At 72.9% G+C, this 15,431-nt stretch carries 17 protein-coding genes; 3 read left to right on the top strand and 14 right to left on the bottom strand.

What is annotated here, in order from left to right:
• Positions 1 to 67: 67 nt before the first annotated feature.
• On the top strand, positions 68 to 847 hold the full coding sequence (locus tag ACTB72_RS15450; RefSeq protein ID WP_463037894.1) for a class I SAM-dependent methyltransferase: 780 nt from the start codon (positions 68 to 70) through the stop codon (positions 845 to 847).
• Between the two features lie 41 nt (positions 848 to 888).
• On the opposite strand, the gene ACTB72_RS15445 is transcribed toward ACTB72_RS15450, so the two are convergent.
• The 5 genes from ACTB72_RS15445 to ACTB72_RS15425 form a co-directional block, all read right to left on the bottom strand.
• Positions 889 to 1,449 (bottom strand): cytochrome b, encoded by a 561-nt coding sequence (locus tag ACTB72_RS15445; RefSeq protein ID WP_463037893.1) that lies wholly within the window; start codon positions 1,447 to 1,449, stop codon positions 889 to 891.
• Positions 1,450 to 1,493: 44 nt separating this feature from the next.
• Entirely contained in the window at positions 1,494 to 2,192 is a 699-nt protein-coding gene (locus tag ACTB72_RS15440; protein WP_463037892.1) for a RibD family protein, read from the bottom strand.
• 241 nt (positions 2,193 to 2,433) lie between these two features.
• Positions 2,434 to 4,011: an OpgC family protein gene (locus ACTB72_RS15435; RefSeq protein ID WP_463037891.1), complete on the bottom strand. Its 1,578-nt coding sequence runs from the start codon at positions 4,009 to 4,011 to the stop codon at positions 2,434 to 2,436.
• A 38-nt stretch (positions 4,012 to 4,049) separates the two neighbouring features.
• A complete protein-coding gene (locus ACTB72_RS15430; protein WP_463037890.1) occupies positions 4,050 to 5,426 on the bottom strand; it encodes a tetratricopeptide repeat protein in 1,377 nt (458 codons plus the stop codon).
• A gap of 555 nt (positions 5,427 to 5,981) precedes the next feature.
• Positions 5,982 to 6,941 carry a precorrin-2 dehydrogenase/sirohydrochlorin ferrochelatase family protein gene (locus ACTB72_RS15425; RefSeq protein ID WP_463037889.1) on the bottom strand — a complete coding sequence of 320 codons (960 nt, stop codon included), beginning with the start codon at positions 6,939 to 6,941 and terminating at the stop codon, positions 5,982 to 5,984.
• Positions 6,942 to 7,198: 257 nt separating this feature from the next.
• On the opposite strand from ACTB72_RS15425, the gene ACTB72_RS15420 reads away from it, so the two are divergent.
• On the top strand, positions 7,199 to 7,669 hold the full coding sequence (locus ACTB72_RS15420) for a GNAT family N-acetyltransferase (RefSeq protein WP_463037888.1): 471 nt from the start codon (positions 7,199 to 7,201) through the stop codon (positions 7,667 to 7,669).
• Here the strand turns inward: ACTB72_RS15420 and ACTB72_RS15415 are convergent.
• From ACTB72_RS15415 to phnG, 9 genes are all read right to left on the bottom strand, one after another.
• Positions 7,647 to 8,072, bottom strand: coding sequence for a VOC family protein (locus tag ACTB72_RS15415; protein WP_463037887.1), 426 nt, complete (start codon positions 8,070 to 8,072; stop codon positions 7,647 to 7,649). The two genes, ACTB72_RS15420 and ACTB72_RS15415, sit on opposite strands and share 23 nt — an antisense overlap.
• Positions 8,073 to 8,154: 82 nt before the next feature.
• Positions 8,155 to 9,321 (bottom strand): alpha-D-ribose 1-methylphosphonate 5-triphosphate diphosphatase, encoded by a 1,167-nt coding sequence (locus tag ACTB72_RS15410; protein WP_463037886.1) that lies wholly within the window; start codon positions 9,319 to 9,321, stop codon positions 8,155 to 8,157.
• Positions 9,318 to 9,881: a phosphonate metabolism protein/1,5-bisphosphokinase (PRPP-forming) PhnN gene (phnN, locus tag ACTB72_RS15405; RefSeq protein ID WP_463037885.1), complete on the bottom strand. Its 564-nt coding sequence runs from the start codon at positions 9,879 to 9,881 to the stop codon at positions 9,318 to 9,320. The genes ACTB72_RS15410 and phnN overlap by 4 nt, the downstream gene beginning before the upstream one ends.
• Complete coding sequence (phnL, locus tag ACTB72_RS15400) at positions 9,878 to 10,561, bottom strand: phosphonate C-P lyase system protein PhnL (protein ID WP_463037884.1); 684 nt, start codon at positions 10,559 to 10,561, stop codon at positions 9,878 to 9,880. The genes phnN and phnL overlap by 4 nt, the downstream gene beginning before the upstream one ends.
• A gap of 23 nt (positions 10,562 to 10,584) precedes the next feature.
• Complete coding sequence (phnK, locus tag ACTB72_RS15395) at positions 10,585 to 11,361, bottom strand: phosphonate C-P lyase system protein PhnK (protein ID WP_463037883.1); 777 nt, start codon at positions 11,359 to 11,361, stop codon at positions 10,585 to 10,587.
• Positions 11,358 to 12,236: an alpha-D-ribose 1-methylphosphonate 5-phosphate C-P-lyase PhnJ gene (locus ACTB72_RS15390; protein WP_463037882.1), complete on the bottom strand. Its 879-nt coding sequence runs from the start codon at positions 12,234 to 12,236 to the stop codon at positions 11,358 to 11,360. The genes phnK and ACTB72_RS15390 overlap by 4 nt, the downstream gene beginning before the upstream one ends.
• Positions 12,233 to 13,321, bottom strand: coding sequence for a carbon-phosphorus lyase complex subunit (locus ACTB72_RS15385; protein WP_463037881.1), 1,089 nt, complete (start codon positions 13,319 to 13,321; stop codon positions 12,233 to 12,235). Before ACTB72_RS15385 ends, ACTB72_RS15390 begins: the two co-directional genes overlap by 4 nt.
• A gap of 3 nt (positions 13,322 to 13,324) precedes the next feature.
• Positions 13,325 to 13,930 (bottom strand): phosphonate C-P lyase system protein PhnH, encoded by a 606-nt coding sequence (gene phnH, locus ACTB72_RS15380; RefSeq protein ID WP_463037880.1) that lies wholly within the window; start codon positions 13,928 to 13,930, stop codon positions 13,325 to 13,327.
• Positions 13,927 to 14,406: a phosphonate C-P lyase system protein PhnG gene (phnG, locus tag ACTB72_RS15375; protein WP_463037879.1), complete on the bottom strand. Its 480-nt coding sequence runs from the start codon at positions 14,404 to 14,406 to the stop codon at positions 13,927 to 13,929. The genes phnH and phnG overlap by 4 nt, the downstream gene beginning before the upstream one ends.
• Before the next feature lie 84 nt (positions 14,407 to 14,490).
• Here phnG and phnF point away from each other — a divergent pair, with 84 nt between their 5' ends.
• Positions 14,491 to 15,312 carry a phosphonate metabolism transcriptional regulator PhnF gene (gene phnF / locus ACTB72_RS15370; RefSeq protein ID WP_463037878.1) on the top strand — a complete coding sequence of 274 codons (822 nt, stop codon included), beginning with the start codon at positions 14,491 to 14,493 and terminating at the stop codon, positions 15,310 to 15,312.
• The last annotated feature ends 119 nt before the right edge of the window (positions 15,313 to 15,431 follow it).

Genomic DNA, 15,431 nt, shown 5'->3' with positions numbered 1-15,431 from the left:
ACGCGACCGCGCTGCCCGGATGGACCGATACGGCGCGGATCGTCGCCGGCGCGCTGGAGGGACTGGCATGAGTTTTTCGTCCGACTGGCTGGCGCTGCGCGAGCCCGCCGATGCCGCCGCCCGCGACCGCGGGCTGATCCAGGCGCTGGCCGACTGGGCCCGGATGCAGGGGGGGGCGCTGCAGGCGCTGGACCTCGGCTGCGGCTCCGGCTCAGGCTTCCGCGCCCTCTCCCCCCATCTGCCCGGCGCGCGCTGGACCCTGATCGACCGCGACCCCGAGCTGCTGGCCGAGGCCGCCCGGCGCACCGGCGCGGAGGTGCGGGAGATGGATCTCGCCGTCTCCCCCGGCGCGGTGGCGGCGCTGATCGGGGACGGGCCGGCGCTGATTTCCGCCTCCGCCCTCTACGATCTGGTGTCGGCGGAATGGCTCGACGCCTTCATCGAGGCCTTGCCCCGCCATGTCGCGATCTACGCCGCCCTGACCTATGACGGGCGGGAAAGCTGGACGCCTGCCTCCCCGCATGAGCCCCGCGCGCTGGCGGCGTTCCGCGCCCATCAGCAGGGCGACAAGGGTTTCGGTCTGGCGCTGGGGCCGCGGGCGGGGGCGACGCTGGCCTCGGGCCTCGCGGCGCGGGGCTGGCGGGTGAAGGTCGCCCCCTCGGACTGGCGGCTGCAGGCGTCGCGCGACGCGGGCCTGATCGCCGCGCTCGCCACCGGCGCGGCCGAGGCGGTGGCCGAAACCGGCGAACTGCCTCCCGCCGCGCATATGTCATGGGCCGGCGCCCGGCGCCGGGCGCAGGACGTGGAGATCGGGCACATGGACCTGCTGGCCCTGCCCGCAGAGTGAAGGGGCCCCCGGAGCGAAGGGGCGCGTGAGGGGGCGGGCCTTCAGAACATCCGCGCCAGAAGCCCGTCGCGGTTGACCAGCCCGTGCTTCAACGCGGCGGCGATATGGGCGACGGCCAGGAAGCCGATCAGCAGCCCCAGCGGCCCATGCACCCCGCCCAGCAGGAAGTTCGACAGCTCGCGGTCCGGCGCGATCGGCAGCGCCGCATCGAAAACCCCCCAGACCGGGACCGGCGCGGGATAGAGGCTGACCCCGATCCAGCCCACCACCGGCGTGGCGATCAGCAGCACGTAAAGCGCCGCATGCACCACGGTTGACACCCGCTTCTCCATCCGGCTCAGCGGATGCGCGTAAGGCGGCTTCGCCCAGACCGCCCGCGCCGCGACCCGCAGGATCATCAGCGTCAGCACGGTGATGCCGAGCGACTTGTGCATGTCGTAGATCAGATCAAATCCGCCCGCGCCCAGCACGGCGTCGACCGCGTCGATCTTCTCCTGCTCGTAGCCCTCGATCAGCAGGCCGACGGGGACCAGCAGCAGCACGCAGAGCGCCACCAGCCAGTGAAGCGCCTTGCGCGGGGCGGCATAGCTCGCGGCCTTCATGGTCTCGGTCCTTCTCAGGTGGCGGCCCCCCGCTCCGGGCGGCCCTAGTCGCGCCGCCAGGAACGACGCAGATCGCAGGTGAACAGCACGTCGCCGTCCTCGAACGCATGCACGCGGGTCACCGGACGCAGCGCCTCGTCCAGGCTGTCGACGGGGGCCAGTCGGAAGCCCTCCTTGCCCGAGCCGAGGATCATCGGCGCCACCAGCACATGCAGCAGGTCGATGGCGCCGGCGTCGAGGAAGCGCGCCAGCGTGTCGGCCCCGCCTTCCACCAGAATGCGGCGCAGGCCCAGCGCTTGCAAGGCGGCGATGATGGCGTCGGGGGCGAAACCCTCCGGCCCGGGGTCCATCTCCACCGCGATGGCGGGGGGCGGGGGCTTCAGCCCGCGCCTGGTGATCACATAGACCGGGGAGGCGCCGTCGGTCAGCCCCCCCCAGGTCGCGGGCAGGCGGCCGTTGGGGTCGATCACCACCCGCGCGGGATGGCGGCCGTCGACCCGGCGCACGGTCAGCCGCGGGTCGTCGAACACCACGGTGGAGACGCCGACGACGACCGCGTCCACATGGGCGCGCAGACGGTGCAGGTGATCGAGCGCCTGGTAGCCGTTGATATACTTGGAGGCGCCGGTGACCGTGGCGATGCGGCCGTCGAGGGTCTGGCCCAGCTGGGCCACCACGACGGTCTTCGTCGCGCCCGGCTCGGGCATGAGGGGCAGAAGGGCTTCGGCGGGAGCGTAGTTCATCTCGGTCCGGGGCCTCGACGTATACGGCGGGAAGGCGGTCGCTGGGGCGTACGCCACGCTGCTGAACTGGCGCGGCGAACGGGGATGTCCAACGTTATGACTTCTATCAGGCGGAAGTGATCGGAGCGGAGGCGGGTCCGCCTTCCTGCGTGGCGGATCGCGGGAAAAAGGGGTCGAGGGGCGATCGGATCTTTCGGCGCGAATCGCATGCCCGGCGGGCGGGCGACGCCATTGCGCCACGTCACTCTGCAGGCTGCGGGGCGGAATTGCATCCCGCATCGCGGCGGGTTGATCGGGGCGGCGCGGGCGACGCCGCCGCGAGGACCGGCCGCCGCCAGGGCTGCGCCTTGAACCAGCCGACCAGATAGGCGACCGTGATCAGCACGCCGAAACCCGCGAGGTTGAGCAATCCGGTCGCCCACAGCCCCCGCCCGGTCAGATCCAGTCCCAGGCCGATGACCTGGGCGAGGAACATCGAGGTCAGGAACACCGCCAGCGACTGGGCGCCGACCTTGCGCACCACCGGCACGAAGCCCTTCCAGCCCGGCCCCGCGAGCCAGTCCCGCGCCCCCGCCCCGATCGCCGCCCAGACCAGCGGCGCCAGCGCGCAGAGATGGATCGACATCGCCAGGCTCGCCCGCTCCCAGGGCAGGAACAGATCCGTGCCGAACACGCGCGTCGCCCCCTGCCCCAGCACGCCGGTCAGCCAGAGGTCGAGCGCCGGCGCGAACGCCCGGATCTCGTCCACCCAGGCCCAGGGCGCGGTGGCCAGCGCCACGACCGCGCCGATCCGCAGCGTGAGGCGGGACGGGCTGCGCGGCAGGCGCAGCGGCTGCGCGAGCCGCGCGCCCCCCGGCCCGGCCAGCGCCCAGCAGAGATAGGCGAGCGCCAGGAAATGCACCCAGCGCAACAGGCCCATCTCGGATTTGCGCCACAGGACCTCGGTCGCCATGCGCGCCTCGGCGATCCGGTCCTGGATCCACCAGTCGTCGGGCAGCCACAGCCCGTCATGGATGCGGAACCAGGCGAAGGGGATCGAGACCAGCAGCACCGCCGCCGCCACCCGTATCAGCCGGCGCGAGACGGGGGGCGCCGGGATCCAGCCGATGCCGAAGGCGAAGCCGGAGAAGAACACCAGCTGCCAGCCGAAGGGGTTGAAGAACCACGGGATCTCGGGCGCCCAGGGGCGGGAGGGCAGGTCGAGCAGGTTGAACTGGGCCGCGACCCACACCGCCGCCACCAGTCCCAGCGCGCCGGGCCGCCCCGCGACCCGATGCGCGCCCATCACCGCCGGGACCATGGCGAGGATCACCAGATACATCGGCAGGATGTCGAAGTAATTCGGCACCCAGCGCAGGCTCAGCAGGCCGAGCAGCGCCGGCCCGGTATCCTCGAACAGCGGCAGGATCGGCAGGCGGGCGACGTAGCGCACCCCCTCGAGCCCGATCCCGCTCGCGTCGATGGCGTGGAGCAGCGCGCCGACCGCGAGCACCAGCCCGACATGCGCCCAGTAGACCTGCCAGACCCGATGCGCGATCCGCGCCGTGCCCATCGGCCAGCCATGGCTGCGGAACGCCGCCCCGAAGGCCAGCGACGAGGCGAGGCCGGAGCAGAACACGAAGATCTCGGTGGCGTCCGAGAAGCCGAAGCGCGCCGGGATCCACAGCGCCCAGCCGTCCTCGGGCACATGGGCGAGCAGGATGATGAACATCGCGAGACCCCGGAAGAAATCGAGCCGCATGTCCCGCGGCTTTTTGGGAGCGTGGACGGCGGAGGGCGGGGCCGGGCGCAAGGCGGGGGTATCGGCGGCGTCGGTCATGTCTCGTCCGGTCATTTTCTTGTTGGGGTCGCGAAAATTCATTCGGCCGCCATCGCCATCGCGCGCAGTTCGGCGCGGCGAGTCTCCAGCGCGGCATGCCTGCGCGCGGCGTAGCCATCCTCGGCCCCGCGGCGGGCGGTGCGATCGTCGAGCATCGCGGCCGCCCCGTCCACATCCCCGGCGCGCAGGCCCGCCTCGATCCCGATCCGCTCCAGCAGATCGCGCTGGGCGTGCGAGCCGCCGATGCGCCAGAGCTGCGGCAGGCCCGCGCGCAGCGCCCGGTGCGCCGCCGCCCACCGCCCGGCCCGGAACGCGTTCAGCCCGCGGGCGGCGGCGAGGCCCGCCAGCGCGCAGACCTCGTGCTGATGGTGGTCGAGCCCCTGGGCGTCGCGGGCGATGCGCGCGGTCAGCGCCGCCGCCTCCGCCGCGCGGCCCGAGCGGTTGAGCGCCAGCAGGTAATGCAGGTCGGCGAAGACCAGGCAGCCGTCCTCGACCCGGTCGGCGGCGAGCGCGCCCAGCTCCTCCCACCGCGCGCCCACCGCCACGCCCTCCAGTTCCAGGCGCATCAGCAGGGAGGCGGCGTTGGCGATGTCGCGGTATTCGTCGGTCGGCGTGGCGCGCACCCTTGCGTCGTAGAGCCGGAGCGCCGCCATCGGCCGCCCGCCGTCGAGATGGAAGAGCGCCAGATGCCACCACACGTGCAGGCCGAAATTGCTGCAATGCGCCCAGCGGGCGGATTGGCCGGCGAGCAGACGCACCCCGTCCCCGGCGCGGGCAGTCATGTCGAGGACATGGGCCACCGCATGCAGCCCCCAGGCGTCGTCGGGGGCGCGTTCGAGGCCTTGGCGCCCGGCGGCTTCGGCCTCGGCATAGGCCCCGGTCTCCTCCCGCGCGAAGGCGGCCTGGCCGAGCACGTAGCCATGCAGCGGATGCTCGGGGCCGAGGCCGGCTTCGGGGGCGAGCGACGCCTCCGCCTCGCGCCGCATCGCGGGCGCGTCGCCGAGGATGAAACGGAGGGTCTGGGCGAATTTCACCGCGAGCGCGTCGCCCGGATGGGCGCGGGCGGTCCGCGCGAGGCGGGCGGCGGCGGCGGAGGGGCGACCCGATAGGGCTTCGGCCAGCGCCTCGACATATTGCGCTTCGCGCGCGGTGGCGCCGCCTCCGGCCCCGGCGGCGCGGGCGGCGGCGAGGCTGGCTTCGGCGGCGGGCATCAGCTCGGCCCGGGCGAGCAGGAACAGCATCAGCCCGCGGGCGGCGTGGCCCATGGCGAAACCGGGTTCGCGGGCGAGGACGTCGGCGATGAGCTCAGGCGTGGCGGCGCCATGGGCGAGGAAGGCGCGCACCGCCGCGTCCCAGGTCGCGGCGGCCTGGGCGTCGGGAAGGGAGAGGGCGAGGCCGGCGGCGTCATGCGTCATCGGGGGCTCCGGGATCGACGTCCGGTGTTCGGGGGCGGGCGTTCTGGGGGCGAGCGGGCGCGTCGCCGCCTTCGATAAACCGGATTTCGCGGCCGCAGACGCGATGTTTCGCCGTCTCACCCAATGGTGACGCTTCGGGAGCGGCGGCGCGATGGAGGCGAGGGACCAGGGCGCCGCGTCCGCCGTCGCGCAGGTCGGACCGAAGCGCCCGCGGCGCGCTGGATCGGGGGCGCGGACGGCGCGGTCTCCCGGTCCCCATCGGCCGCGCGGGCGGGCCCCGGAAACGGCTCCGCCGGCGCCCCGCCGGACCGCGCCGCGGGAGGGGCGGCGCAACGGGCGCGACGGCGGTCGCGGCGCCTCCCGCGCCGCCCGTTGCGGCGGTCTGGACCGAGGGCATCGGACGCTTGACCAGGCGCGTCGCTCCGCGCCCCGGCGACCGGGAGCTGGGGGCTGGGGGCTGGGGCGCCCGGCCCTCGCTTTCCCCCGCCCGCGGCGGAGCGCGGCGCGGATCGGCGCCTGATTATCGGCCCCGGGCGTCGCCGATCCGAAAAGGCCTCAGGCCGCCGCGCCGGCGGTCAGCCGTTCGGGCGCCCACCCGGCGCGGTCGGCGGCGGCGCAGGCGGCGGTCCAGTCGGGCGCGGCGACGAGGGCGGCGACGGAGGCGCCCCCGGCCAGTCTCGCCCCGATCTCGTCGACGGGCAGCACCGCGGCGCCGAGGCGTTCGGCGTCGCGGCGGGCGAGCTCGAGGGCCGCTTCCGGCGCATGGGGCGGGTGGATCAGCAGGTCGGCCTCCTGCATCCGGCGCACGGCGCGCAGCGGCAGCAGGTCCACCCCCGCCGCCGGCAGCGCGATCAGGGTCAGCCGGCCCGCGGCGGCGGCGTCCGGCGCGCCCCCCGCCGCGATGGCCGCGCGCACCTCCGCCACCGCGCCCTCCAGATCCCCCGCCGCCGCCCGCGCCCGCGGCCCGTCCATGATCCAGTTCCAGAACCTGCGCGGGTCGGGGGCGAGCGTCGTCTCCGCCATCACCGGCCGCAGGGGGGCGAGCTCCGACAGGAACGCGCCCAGGCCCGGCTCCAGCCAGCCCTCGGCCATGGTCTTGACCCGCTGGGCCATCACCGGGGCCACGCCCTCGGTTCCGATGGCGACCACCAGCGGGTCCCGGTCGACCAGCGCCGGGGTGATCGCGGTGCAGAGCCGCGGCTTGTCCACCACATTGACGACGCCGCCCCGCGCCTTGATCCGCGCGGCGATCCACGCATCCACCCCCACGCAGCCCGAGGCGCAGAAGGCGACGACGGCGGCGTCGACCTCCGCCTCGTCATAGACCGCCGGGACATGGCGGATGCGGCCATCGGCTTCCAGCGCCGCGAGCTCGGGCTCGAGCGTCGGCGCCATCACCGCGATGCGCGGACCGGCGCGCCGGATCAGGCGGACCTTCTGGGCCGCCTGCTCGCCGCCGCCTGCGATCAGGACGGGACGGTCGCGCAGGTCCAGGAACATCGGGAAATAGCGCATGGGGGGCTCCGTCTGGCTGGCTGCGGGCAGGCTTCGGGCGGGGGGCGGCGGGAGCGGGTCGGGCGCGCCCTCAATATGCGCTGCGGCGGGCCTCTGGCCAGCGGCGCGCCGACGCGGGGTCCGGACGGCGGCCCGGATGCAGGGCGGGTATGCGTCGCCCGCGGGGCTCGACGCCTTGACCCCTGCGCGCCTGCGCCGAAAACTCGCCCCCGCGCTCCCGATCCCCCCATCCCGATCCCCGCCCCGGAACCCCACCGATGACCGTCTCAGCCGCCCCGTTCGACATCCGCCTCACCCCTCCCGGCGCGCCCGAAGCGCTCGCCCTGATCGCGGGCTCCGAGCGGGAGCAGGCCGCGATCTACCCGCCGGAGCTGCGCTACGCCTTCTCGCCCGAGCAGCTGGTCGCCGCGCGCGTGCATTTCCTCGTGCTGTGGCAGGACGGCGCGCCGTTGGCCTGCGGCGGCTTCGCCCCGCTGGACGGCTATGGGGAGCTCAAGCGCATGTACACCCTGCCCGAGGCGCGGGGTCGCCGGCTCGCCGCCGCGGTGATCGCGGCGCTGGAGGCGGAGGCCCGGGCCCGCGCCCTGCCCCTGATGCGCCTGGAGACCGGCTCCGACAGCCCCGCCGCCATCCGCGCCTATGAGCGCGCGGGCTATGCGCGCCGCGGCCCCTTCGGCGTCTATCGGGAGAACGGGTCGAGCGTGTTCATGGAGAAGCGGCTGGACTGATCCCGTCGATCCGCCGGGCGACCTCGACCATGTTGCCGTCGGGATCGTGGACATAGACGCTTTCGAGCGGCCCCAACCGTCCGTCGCGGGGCGCGGGCCCGTCGGCGATGGGCACGTCCTCGGCGGCGAAATGCGTCAGCCAGTCGGCCAGCGGCGCCTGGGTGAGCACGCAGAAATGGCCCGAGCCTGCCACCGGATTGCGCAGCGGCGGCATGCTCGCCCGCCCCGCGCGCAAGAGGCTGATCCGGGTTCCCGCAAGGTCCAGCTGGATCCGCGGCCCGTTCGGGGTGGGCATCGAGACCGCGACCGCGCCCAGCACCCGCCCATACCAGACCGCCGCCGCCTCCGGATCGGCGACGACCAGCAGCAGGTGATCGAGACCGTCGAGCGGGGGAGAGGGCATGGCGGGCTCCGGTTGGGACGAGGTTCGCGGGCGTCGCCGGTCTGCGGCGCAGGCGCAGGGGCCGGCGCCCGCGGGCGAGCGGTCAGAGCCGCTCGCCCCCCACCCACATGCCGCGGATCACCGGGGCGGAGTGGCCGAGGCGCACCCGCACCAGATCGGCGCGCAGCCCGGGCGCGATCTCGCCACGGTCGGTCAGCCCCGTCGCCCGGGCGGGGGCGCGGGTGACGGTCGCGAAACCGCGGGCCATGTCGCCGCTCTCCTCCCCCAGCCGCACCGCGGCCATCAGCAGCGAGGACGGGGCGTAGTCGGAGGAGAGGATGTCGAGCAAGCCTTCCGCCGCCAGATCCGAGGCCGCGACATTGCCCGAATGCGAGCCGCCGCGCAGCAGGTTGGGCGCGCCCATCATCACCGCGATGCCGGCCGTCTGGCAGGCCCGCGCCGCCTCCATTGTGGTCGGGAACTCGGCCACCCGTGCGCCGTGACGGGCCGAAGCCTCGACATGGCCCGCATCGGTGTCGTCATGGCTCGCCAGCACCGCGCCGAGCGCCCGGCCCCGCGCCGCGGCGGCCTCTTCATGGGTGGCGCTGACCCGCGCGGAGAGGGCGCCGAGGAACTCCAGATATTCGTCCATGTCGGCCTTGCCGCGCCCGTATTTGCCCTCATGATAGCGACGCAGCTGGCTCACGTCGCGGAACTGTCGGAAACCGGGCGTGTGGTCCATCAGCGACAGGATGCGGACCTCGTCCTCCGGGCCGAATTCGTCGAGTTCGTCGACCAGCGTCTCAGAGCAGATCTCGGCGCGCAGGTGGATGAAATGGGAGATGCGCAGCGCGCCTTCGCGCTTCAGCTTGAGGATGGCATCCGCAGCCTCGCGGGCGTAGCGGCCATAGGCGGCTTTGCGGAACGACACCACGGAACCCACTCTGATCGCGTCGAAAACCGTGGTGATGCCGACCGAGGCCAGTTCCGCGTCATGCGCGATCACCGCCGCCTCACGCGGCCAGGAGGCGCCGGGGCGCGGCTCGCAATGGCGCTCCAGGTTGTCGGTGTGCAGCTCGATCAGGCCGGGGGCGATCAGGTCGCCGCCCATGTCCTGGCCCAGCCGCGAGGCCCCGGGGGCGATGTCGGCGATCACGCCGTCGACCAGACGCAGGGAGCCGGCGATCACCTCGTCCCCCAGCACGATGCGGGCGTTGGCGAGGATGGTCTCGGCGACGGCGGGGCGCGCCTCGGTCAGATCGAGGGTCATGCGGGGCTCCTGTCGGATTGGACGGCCGGGGCGAGGGAGGCGAGGAACGCGGCGCAAGCCGCTTCCAGCGTTGCGGAATTGTCGATTTCGCGCACGTCGGGGCCTTTGGGGGCGGAAAGCTCGGCGCGCGCGAGGCGGGCGGCGATCTGGTCTTCGGTTTCGCGGCCGCGGGCGGCGAGGCGACGGGCGAGCACGGCGGCCGGCGCGGTGACGGCGAGCACCCGCAGCGGCGCATGGGCGGCGCGGGCGGCGGCGATCACGCCGCGCGAGACGTTGACCACCACGCCCTGGCCCGCTTCCAGCGCCGCCCCCGCCTCGGCCGGGATGCCGTAGGCGAGGCCATGTGCGCGCCAGGACAGCAGAAAGCCTTTCGCCGCCTCCAGACGCTCGAAATCGGCGAGGGGGAGGAAGTCATGCGCCTCGCCCCCGGAGTCCGCCGGCCGGGTGATGATCCGGGTCGGGAACACCAGGTCCGGGCGGGCGTCGCGGGCGGCGTCGATCAACGAGTCCTTGCCGACGCCCGACGGGCCGACCACGAGATGCAGCGTGCCCCGGCTCATGCGGCCGCCTCCGGCGTGAAGGCGCCCACGTCCACGCCGCGGTCGCAGACCCGCGCCCGGGCCTCGGCGTCGTGGAAGATGCCGAGGATGGCGGCGCCGCGCGCCTTGGCCTCTTCGATCAGATCGAGCACCACGCCGCGGTTGACGGGGTCGAGCGAGGCGGTCGGCTCGTCCAGCAGCAGCGCCGGATATTCATGGGCGAAGCCGCGCGCGATGTTGACCCGCTGCTGTTCGCCGCCTGAGAAGGTCATGGGAGAAAGGCTCCACAACGCTTTGGGAACATTGAGCCTTGCGAGCAGCTCCGCCGCGCGCGCCTCCGCGGTTTCGCGGGCGACGCCGAGCGAAAGCAGCGGCTCGGCCACCACGGCGAGCGTCGGGACGCGAGGGACGACGCGCAGGAACTGGGAGACGTAGCCCAGCGTGCCGCGGCGCAGGGCGGAGATCTCGCGCGGGGCGGCGGAGGTGAGGTCCAGATCGCCGACCCGGATGGCGCCCGATTGGGCGAGATAGTTCCCGTAAACCATTCGCATGACCGTTGATTTTCCAGATCCAGACGGCCCGGTCAGCGCCACGCATTCGCCGGGCGCGACCTGGAAGGACGCGCCGCGGATCACCTGCAGGACCTGGCCGCCCTGCTGGTGCAGCGTGAAGGTTTTGGCGACATTCGTCATTTGGATCATCGGCTTGGCTCCAATACCTGCGATCATGCCTGAAGCACCGAGGACACGAGAAGCTGGGTATAGGCGTGCTGCGGATCGTCGAGCACCTGGTCGGTCAGCCCGGTCTCCACCACCCGCCCGTCCTTCATCACCATCAGCCGGTCGGCGAGCAGACGCACTACGGCCAGATCATGGGTGACGATCACCGCGGACAGGCCAAGCTCGCGCACCAGCCCGCGGATCAGGTCGAGAAGGCGCGCCTGCACCGAGACGTCGAGGCCCCCGGTCGGCTCGTCCATGAACACCAGTCGCGGCCCGGTGACGAGGTTGCGCGCGATCTGCAGCCGCTGCTGCATGCCGCCCGAAAACGCCGCAGGACGATCGTCGATCCGGTCATCCGCGATTTCGACCTTCCCAAGCCAGTCCGTGGCTTGCGCGCGGATGTTCGCGTAGTTCCGCGCGCCGACGGCCATCAGCCGCTCGCCGACATTGGCCCCGGCAGAGACGGTCATGCGCAGCCCGTCGCGCGGGTTCTGATGCACGAAGGCCCAGTCGGTGCGCATCAGCATCCGCCGGCGCGGCTCGGACATCGCGCGGATGTCGGTCGGGCCGAGATCGCGCGCATCGTAGACCACCCGCCCCTCGTCCGGGTCGCCCTGGCCGGAGATGCAGGACAGGAGCGTGGACTTGCCCGAGCCGCTTTCGCCTACGATCCCCATGACCTCGCCGGGCCAGAGGTCGAAGGACACGTCCTCGCAGCCGACGCGCGCGCCATAACGCCTCGCGACTCCCTGGACGGACAGCAAAGGACGGTCGGTCATGCGGCTTCTCCTTCGCGCGCCACGCCCATCGGGCCGAGATGGCCGGCCTCCAGCCGCTCCCGGCAATGATCGGTGTCGGAGCAGACGAACATGCGCCCGCCCGCATCGTCCATGATCACCTCGTCGAGATAGACGCCCGAGGCCGCGCAGATCGCGCAGTCCTGCGCCGCGCCGCCGCGCTCGAACGGGTGATCCTCGAAATCGAGGCTGACCACCCGGGTATAGGGCGGAATGGCGTAGATCCGCTGTTCACGTCCCGCGCCGAACAGTTGAAGCGCCGGGCAATTCGACAGTTTGGGGTTGTCGAATTTGGGGATCGGGCTGGGATCCATCACATAGCGGCCCTCGACCAGCGCCGGATAGGCGTAAGAGGTGGCGATATGGCCGTGGCGGGCGATGTCCTCGTAGAGTTTGACATGCATCAGGCCGTATTCGGCGAGCGCGTGCATTTTCCGCGTCTCGGTCTCGCGCGGCTCGAGGAAGCGCAGCGGCTCGGGGATCGGAACCTGATAGACGAGGATCTGGCCCTCGGTCAGGTCGCGCTCCGGGATGCGATGGCGGGTCTGGATGACGGTCGCCTCGGCGGTCTTCTCGGTTGTGGAAACGCCCGCAACCTTCTGGAAGAATTTTCGAATTGAGACCGCGTTGGTGGTGTCGTCCGCGCCCTGGTCGATGACTTTCAGCGTGTCCTCGGGGGTGAGGGTCGCCGCCGTCACCTGCACGCCGCCCGTGCCCCAGCCATAGGGCATGGGCATTTCGCGCGAGGCGAAGGGCACCTGATAGCCGGGGATCGCCACGGCCTTCAGAAGGGCCCGGCGGATCATCCGCTTGGTCTGCTCGTCGAGATAGGCGAAGTTGTAATCGGCGCCGGTCATGCCGCGGCCTCCGTCTGGGGCGTGGCCTCGCGGCGCAGCGTCCGGATCAGCTCCAGCTCCGCCTGGAAGTCGACGTAGTGGGGCAGCTTGATATGCTCCAGGAAACCGGTCGCCTGGATGTTGTCGCAATGGCTTAGAACGAATTCCTCATCCTGCGCGGGCGCGCCGATGAAGTCCTCGCCCAGCTCCTGCCAGCGCATCGCGCGGTCGACCAGGGCCATGGAGATCGCCTTGCGCTCGCAATGGCCCAGCGTCAGGCCGTAGCCGCGGGTGAACTGCGGGGGCTCGGTTCTGGAGCCGGCGAACTGGTTGACCGTCTCGCATTCGGTCAGCTCGATCTCGCCGATTTCGATCGCGAAGCCGAGCTCGGGGATGTCGGCCTCGACCGCCACGGTCCCCACGCGAAGTTCTCCTACGAACGGGTGGTTGCGGCCATATCCTCGCTGGGTGGAATAAGCCAGCGACAGGGTGAACCCCTCATCGGCGCGAGCCAGCGCCTGCAGCCGCAGCGCGCGGGACGCCGGAAAGGCGAGCGGCTGGCGGGTGAGGTCCGGAGGCGTGGGAACGCCCTCGGGTTCGGACTGGAGCAGGCCCTCGGCATCGAGGAATTCGGCGATATGGGGGGTGCGGGGCGGGAGGACGGCATCGGACACCCCCGCGACCGGATCCGCCTGCGCTTCGGCTGCCAGCGAAAAATCGATGAGGCGGTGGGTGTAGTCGAAGGTCGGGCCCAGCACCTGGCCGCCCGGCGCATCCTTGAAGGTGGCGGACACCCGCCGGGTCACCGCCATCGCCCCGGTGTCGAGCGGGCGCGACGCCCCGAACCGCGGCAGCGTGGTCCGGTAGGCCCGGATCAGGAAGATCGCCTCGATCAGGTCGCCGCGGGACTGCTTGATCGCCAGGGCTGCGAGGTCGGGATCGTGCAGCGAGCCCTCGGCCATCACCCGGTTGACGGCGAGCGCCATCTGCTCGCGGATCTGCGCGACGCTCAGTTCGGGCACCGAAAGATCGCCGCGCCGGGCTTCGGCCAGCCAGGCATGGGCGTTGTCGATGGCGCGTTCGCCACCCTTGACCGCGACATACATGGCTCAGGCCTCCTCGGGCGAGATGCGGGTGGAGCGCGGCAGGCCCGCGACCTGGTCGTGGGCCACGAGAAACAGGTCGCGGCCCTGCGGGAACAGCGCCCGATTGCAAGCGTGCAGGGCGGCGATCGCGGCGGCGTCGGGGCCGAGCGCCAGGCGCGCGGTTCCGTCGACGCCGGGGCCGGCGAGGGTCAGGGCCTCGCCGTCGAACCCCTCGACCAGCGCGACCAGCGTGGCGGAGGCGTCGGGATATTCGGGGGAGCCGATGGCGAAGGCGTCGAGTTCCTCGGCCAGCGCTTCCGGCGCGCCGAAGGCGAAGGCGGCGGCGGCGGGATCGAGCGTCAGCGGCGCGTTGCAGTGGAAGGTCAGCCAGGCCTGCAGCGCCGGGGTGCGCAGCGCGGGCGCGAGCCAGACCGGGGTTTCCGCGTCGCAGAGCGTCAGGGCCAGCGCGCCGGCGGCGGGCGGGAACGGCGCGGGCGGGACGGCGCCGGCGATGCGGGCCACGCGCCCCGGGCGCGACAGCGCGTCGATCAGCGCGCGGAAGGCGCGGGCGGCGTCGAGGGGGGCCTCGGCGAACCCGCCCTCGAGCGCGGAGATGGGAGCGGGGGTCATGCGTTATCTCCGCGGACCATGGTGAAGAAATCGACCTTGGTGGCGGCGGCGCGGCCGGCGCGGGCGGCGCTCCGGGCCTTCGCTTCGGCGGCCAAGGGGTCGAGGATGGCGGCGCGGACGCCTGATGCGGCTTCGGTCTGCATCAGCGCGTCGCACAGCGCCGCGACGCGGGCCTTCTCCCGGCTTCGGCCCTGCACCATCGCGTGGCCCACGGCCCCGTCCGAAAGGCGCAGGGCGGCGCGGGTCACGGTCATCTCGCCGAGGTTGAACGGCGCGCCCACGGCCCCGGCCCGGCCGCGCAGCATCACCGCCCCGGCTTCCGGCGCGCGCAGCCAGGCGAAGTCGGGGGCGAGGCCCGCGGCGGACCAGAGCGCGGCGAGCCGAGCCTCGGGCGCCTTGGCCAGCAGCGACATCCAGACCCTTCGGGCCTCGGGGGCGGATTCGGGCGCTGCCGCCCGTGTCTCTACATCTTGCATTTTTGTCTAGCCAACTAGATAACTGCACAAGTATGGTATGACCCAGCCGGCAGGGAGTTTCAACGCGGGAATGGTGACGTTCGCATGACAAATGATCCGGATCAGGCGCCGCGCGACAGCCTGTCGGGGGACGGCCCGCCGCCGCCCCGCGCGTCCATGGGGCTGGAGGCGGCCGACCCGACCCTGCCGCTCTGGGCCCGGATCCGCGACGTGCTGGCCGACGACATCCGCGAAAAGCGCTGGGCGACGGGGGAGCGGATGCCGTCCGAGACCGCGCTCGCCACCCGCTTCGGGGTCAACCGCCACACGCTGCGCCGGGCGATGGCGGCGCTGAGCGAGGCGGGCATGGTGCATGTGCGGCGCGGGGCGGGGGCGGTGGTGACCCATGCGGCGACCGACTATCCGATCTCGCGCCGCATGCGGTTCACCGCCGCCCTGCGCGCCGCCGGCCGCACGCCGGAGCGGCGGTTCCTGCGGCTGGAGACGACGGCGCCCTCGAAGGCGGAGGCGGAGATCCTCGGGCTGCGGCGGGGCGAGCGGGTGCATATCTCGGAGACGCTGAACGTGGCGGACGGCGCGCCGGTGGCCTATTCGCGCTCGGTCTACCCGGCCGACGCGCTGCCTCGGTTCCTCGATGCGCTGCGCGACACCGGCTCGGTGACCCGGGCGCTGGCGATGGGCGGGGTGCCGGATTACACGCGGTTGTGGACGCGGATGACGGCGCAGCGGGCGGGGGCGCTGATCGCGCATCACCTGATGACGCCCGAGGCGACGCCCCTGCTGCGGGCCGAGAGCCTGAGCGCGGATGGGGCCGGGCGGCCGGTGGAATACGGGGTGACCTGGTTCTGCACGGACCGGATGCCGATCCTGGTCTCCGAGCCGCCGGAGGGCGAGACGGGGCGCTGAGCGCCTTGCCCCGGAGGCGGGCCCGAAGACGGGAGCGCCGCGCAGGCCGACCGCCGGTGTCGCCGGCCCGCCCGCGGCGCGCTTCGGCGGCGCGCATGCCGCGCCGTCTCCGGGCGCCC

The sequence above is a fragment of the Albimonas sp. genome (assembly GCF_055129145.1).
This window is presented reverse-complemented; position numbering and strand designations above follow the sequence as displayed.